This is a genomic window from Acinetobacter sp. RF14B (assembly GCF_006864105.1).
Lineage (GTDB): Bacteria > Pseudomonadota > Gammaproteobacteria > Pseudomonadales > Moraxellaceae > Acinetobacter > Acinetobacter lwoffii_C.
In genome coordinates this window covers 1-2623 of the sequence record NZ_SMTB01000164.1, presented here as the reverse complement: position 1 = coordinate 2623, position 2623 = coordinate 1, and the positions used below count along the sequence as shown (strand labels likewise).

The window sequence follows — 2623 nt, the reverse complement described above, 5'->3', positions numbered from 1 at the left end:
CTGAGATCTGCCGGATAGTCAGGCCGGACCTGCTGATAAAGCTCGGCCGCTGCACTAAACCCCTGTTGCGCTGCAGGATGTAATGATTGTGTCATATTTTGCGCTTTTTAATCTTTTTCATCGTTATAAAATAGCATATTCACTTTTTCGGTCGCATTCATTGACTGAATTGTTGCCGAAGGGTTCGATTAACCAGCACGGGAAAGTTATGGATAAGCAGATTGTTTTTGAAGATGAGCATATACGTGCGGTTTTTATGCCGGGATCATCTTCAGAATTGATTTTTTCATTTGGAGATTTGATTACCCGTGCGAAGGGCCTGAGTATCAATGCCGAGAAATCCTTGGCAAAATTTGAATTTAATGTACTCGGTATTATGCCTAAGCATAAATCCTGGTTTCCACAAGGTTCCATGTGGAACATGTTGCAGGCTATTGCCGAGCTGATTGCACCTTTCCAGCAGAGGATCGCCTATGGCGGCTCGATGGGCGGCTATGCGGCAATCAAATATTCCAATGTCTTAGATGTACAGCGCGTGGTGGCCATGGTGCCGCAATATTCGATTGATCCTCAAGATGTCGAAGATCGCCGTTATAACATGTTCTATCAGCCGGAGCTTAATCAGGGCATGCGGATTGAAGTAGAAGATGTCAGTGCAGCGCGTGAATATATTATTATCTACGATCCTTATTGCGCCGAAGACCGTGCCCATTATCTGAAATTGCAGGCGGTCATTCCACAGCACCATGTCTTGCATTTGCCTTTTACCGGCCATGATGCCATCGCTGTGCTGGCCAGTTCCGAGTTGCTCTATGACTTTCTGGTACGGGATTATGATGCCAGCTATTTTTACCAGAAAATGCGCAAGGTCAAGAAAAACAGCAAGTTCTATTATCGTAAGGTGATCGAAAATATCCTGCCGCGCCATCGTCAGGCTTTGGGACGCATTTTAAAAAATAACGATCTGCTGCTGGATACCCAGTTTTTTGATGCGGCCCAGAAACAGGTCATTTTGCGGGAATTACTCAGCAATAAACAGGTAGATCAGCAGGATCTGCTGAAACTGGGGATTCATTTGAATCTGCCGCAGGAAAACCGTCAGCTATTGCTGGATGCTTATGGTCATGGGCTGGTGTTTAATGTGATCAGCAATAAAATTGAGAGCTATGCTGATGGCGCGATTGCACTGAACCATAAATTCCTGATTCCGATTTATGCCAAAGGCAACGGCTTGTTAACGATTAGCCTGAATGATGAGCGCTATCTGGTGGTGATGAATGACCGGCATATCATGAAATTGGTCAAGGAACAGGATACGCTCAGTCTGGGCATGCATCCGATTTTAATGAAGCGCTATGAAGACTTTTATATCTTCAGCTATAAACAGCTCAATTTGAGTACCAATGAATATGGCGCAGCCAGCTTTGTGGATTCAAGTGACAAGAATGTGCAGTTTGTGACTAAAAATGAGCTGGATTAACCAAAAAAGTTAATCTAAAACAAATATTTGACATAAAGCTAAGGTGGCTTAAGATGTATTTAGGTGGCAGGCTAGGGGGGCTTGCCACTCCCGAAGCTGAAAACAGAAAGAGGGGATACAGAATGCAGTCTATGCCGATGAAGATTGGTTTGATCCTGACTGTGATGCTGCCAAATCTGGCCTATGCAGAAAGTGTGCATCCTAAAGTTATTTTATTCAGTGCATCTATTATTTTTGTGATTATTCTGGCGATTTATGTGATGTGCAAAATGCGGACTTCCTTGCGTAATTATATCGATAAGCCGCTCGACTAAAAAAACAGGCAGTGAAACGCCAGCACTAACTTGCTTTGTATGCCAATAGCGGTTAAATCATGAGGTTATTGTCGAACAGGAACAAGGGAATTTATATGAACGGCGTTTTTCTGGACTATACATCCTTAGACAAGCAAGATCTGGATATGCAGGCTCTTCGGGCCGCTTTTGATGCACTGACCCTTTATCCGCTGACTTCTGCCGATGTGCTGCTGGAGCGTGTGGCCGATGCCGAGGTGATCATTACCAATAAGGTGGTCATCAATGCCGAGACGATCCGGCAGTGTCCCCAGCTTAAACTCATTCTGATTTCAGCCACCGGTACCAATAATGTTGATCTGGCTGAGGCCAAGGCACGCGGTATTGTGGTATGTAACTGTCAGGCGTATGGAACCTCGGCTGTGGCACAGCATACCTTAATGTTGATGCTGAATCTGGCCACTTCATTTTTAAGCTATCAGCGTGCGATACAGCAGGGAGAATGGCAAAAATCTACCCAGTTCTGTTTGCTGGATGCACCGATTGTTGAGCTGGCTGGAAAAACGCTTGGAATTGTAGGTTATGGTGAATTGGGCCAGGCGGTCGCCCGACTGGCCGAAGCCTTTGGCATGCAGATCCGGATTGCTGCCTTGCCTGGTCGTCCTGCGGATGAATCGCGTATTCCATTTGCAGCGCTTTTGCCACAGGTAGATTTCCTCAGTCTGCATTGTCCGCTCACTGAAGATACCCGACATTTAATCAGTCATGCTGAGCTGGATGCGATGAAGCCCGGTGCATTTTTGCTGAACTGTGCACGCGGTGGCATTGTGGATGAACAGGCACTGGCACA

At 45.9% G+C, this 2623-nt stretch carries 3 protein-coding genes and 1 pseudogene; 3 read left to right on the top strand and 1 reads right to left on the bottom strand.

What is annotated here, in order from left to right; genetic code table 11:
• Positions 1-95, bottom strand: a pseudogene (locus tag E2K52_RS14090) (SAM-dependent methyltransferase); the annotation flags it as partial.
• 113 nt (positions 96-208) lie between these two features.
• On the opposite strand from E2K52_RS14090, the gene E2K52_RS14085 reads away from it, so the two are divergent.
• From E2K52_RS14085 to E2K52_RS14075, 3 genes are all read left to right on the top strand, one after another.
• Positions 209-1480 (top strand): hypothetical protein, encoded by a 1272-nt coding sequence (locus tag E2K52_RS14085; protein WP_151205638.1) that lies wholly within the window; start codon positions 209-211, stop codon positions 1478-1480.
• Between the two features lie 122 nt (positions 1481-1602).
• Complete coding sequence (locus E2K52_RS14080) at positions 1603-1794, top strand: hypothetical protein (protein ID WP_151205637.1); 192 nt, start codon at positions 1603-1605, stop codon at positions 1792-1794.
• A 95-nt stretch (positions 1795-1889) separates the two neighbouring features.
• The coding region (locus tag E2K52_RS14075; RefSeq protein WP_151205636.1) for an NAD(P)-dependent oxidoreductase at positions 1890-2623 on the top strand (734 nt) is incomplete at its 3' end.

Bases quoted from the DNA above. Each gene is read 5' to 3' on its own strand.
- E2K52_RS14085 (WP_151205638.1), top strand. From the start codon at position 209: ATGGATAAGCAGATTGTTTTTGAAGATGAGCATATACGTGCGGTTTTT.
- E2K52_RS14080 (WP_151205637.1), top strand. From the start codon at position 1,603: ATGCAGTCTATGCCGATGAAGATTGGTTTGATCCTGACTGTGATGCTG.